Genomic DNA, 2322 nt, shown 5'->3' with positions numbered 1-2322 from the left:
ATCCAACACACCACCCCCCTCAACAACCGCCCCCACAATCGCCTCACCCACGCCAGGGCCGAACCCCTCACACACCGCGTCAAAAGCCCGCGCAAACACCGGGAACACCTCATACAACTCCCGCCCCATACCCCGACGCTGCGCACCCTGACCAGTGAACACAAAAGCCAGACGCCCCGGAACGGAACGAGTCGCGGCCTCACCAACTCCCGCAGCCAGTCCGTCGAGCAACTGCTCACGATCACCGGCGACTACAACCGCCCGATGATCGAGCGCGGCCCGACTCGTCGTCAAGGAATAGGCCACGTCCGCCAGATCGGCCTCGGGATGGACGGTGAGGAAGTCGCGCAATCGGGCCAGTTGCGCGCGCAGGGCCTGGTCGCTGCGGGCGGCGACGGCGAAGGGGAACGTACCCGGCGCGGGTCGCTCCGTGCGTTCGGCGGTGGCGGGCGCTTCCTCGATGAGGACGTGCGCGTTGGTGCCGCTGATACCGAAGGACGACACACCAGCCCGGCGCGGACGGCCGGTGGAGGACCACTCGCGGGCCTCGGTCAGCAGCTCGACGGCGCCGGTCGTCCAGTCGACGTGGGGCGACGGCTCGTCGGCGTGCAGCGTGCGCGGCATCGTCCCGTGGCGCATGGCCAGCACCATCTTGATGACCCCGGCCACACCTGCCGCCGCTTGGGTATGGCCGATGTTCGACTTCAACGACCCCAGCCACAAGGGGTCGCTCTCACCACGTTCTTGGCCGTACGTCGCCAGCAGAGCGTGCGCCTCGATCGGATCACCCAGCTTCGTGCCCGTACCGTGCGCCTCCACTACGTCCACGTCACTCGCCGACAAACCCGCATTCGCCAGCGCCTGACGAATGACCCGCTGCTGCGACGGACCGTTCGGAGCCGTCAGACCATTCGACGCACCATCCTGATTCACCGCCGAACCCCTCACCGTCGCAAGGACCGGGTGACCATGGCGAACGGCGTCCGACAACCGCTCCAGCACCAGGAGGCCGGCGCCCTCGGACCAGCCCGTCCCGTCCGCCCCGGCGCCGAACGCCCGGCAGCGGCCGTCCCTGGACAGGCCGCCATGCCGCGCGAACTCGGTGAGGATCATGGGTGTTCCCATCACGGCCGCCCCACCGGCCAGGACGAGCGAGCACTCCCCGGACCGCAGCGCCTGCGCCGCCACATGCAGCGCAACCAGCGACGAAGAGCACGCCGTGTCGACCGTCAGTGCCGGGCCCTCAAGCCCGAGGTGGTAGGCGATACGGCCGGACATGACGCCGGGAGCCGTGCCGGTCAGCTGGTAGCCGTCGAAGCCCGCCGCCGACTCGCCGCCGTACCCGTGGGTGGTCGCCCCCACGAAGACGCCGGTGCGGGTGCCCCGCAGCGAGAGCGGATCGATGCCCGCGCGTTCGAAGGCCTCCCAGGCGGTCTCCATGAGCACCCGCTGCTGCGGATCCATGGCTGCCGCTTCGCGCGGCGAGATGCCGAAGAAGGCCGCGTCGAACCGGTCGGCGTCGTAGAGGAAGCCGCCGCCCCTGGCATTCGTGGTGCCGGAGTGCTGCGGATCAGGTCCGAGGAGGGCGGTCAGGTCCCAGCCGCGGCCCCGGGGGAAGCCACCGACGGCGTCCCGGCCCGCCAGGACGAGCTCCCACAGGTCCTCCGGCGAGCCGACGCCGCCCGGGAAACGGCAGGACATGCCGACGATCACCACCGGGTCGTCGGCGGCACCGGCGGCCGTCGCCACCGGCTCCTCCTCAACTGCCGCAGCAGCCATGGCGAGCAGGAAATTCGTGAGGACATCCGGGCTGGGGTAGTCAAAGATCACGCTGGCCGGCAGCGGCCTGCCGACGGCTGCGGAGAGCCGGTCGCGCAAGTCCTGCGACATGAGCGAGTCGAAGCCGAGGTCGTGAAAGGTTTCCCCAGTGGCCGCAGCATCCTGCACGGGAACGCCCAGCGTTGCCGCGACATGCCGGGCCACCAGGTCCTGCACGTCATGGCGGCGCTCGATCTCGGACAGCCCGCGCAGCCGCCGCAGGAAGGCCGACTCGGTCCCGATCGCGTTGTCGTCCGGGACGGTGTCGAACCAGTAGCGCTGGTGTTGGAAGGCGTACGTCGGCAGGTCCACCCGGTTTCCCGCAGGCAGCAACGCCGTCCAGTCGACCGCCACCCCCGCCGCCCACAGACCACCCACCGCGTCCAGAAGAGTGCGCACCTCACCGCGGTCCCGGCGCAGCGCCGGGACCACGGTCACCGGCCGCCCGTCCAGGCACTCACGCACCATCGGGGTCAACACCGCATCCGGACCCAGCTCCAGGAA

The 2322-nt window shown here is 70.3% G+C and carries 1 protein-coding gene; it reads right to left on the bottom strand.

The window, feature by feature from the left end:
- A partial coding sequence (locus BIV25_RS00005; RefSeq protein ID WP_143076552.1) for a type I polyketide synthase occupies nucleotides 1-2322 on the bottom strand: 2322 nt, incomplete at both ends.

This window comes from Streptomyces sp. MUSC 14 (assembly GCF_001866675.1).
Taxonomy (GTDB): Bacteria; Actinomycetota; Actinomycetes; order Streptomycetales; family Streptomycetaceae; genus Streptomyces.
This window is presented reverse-complemented; position numbering and strand designations above follow the sequence as displayed.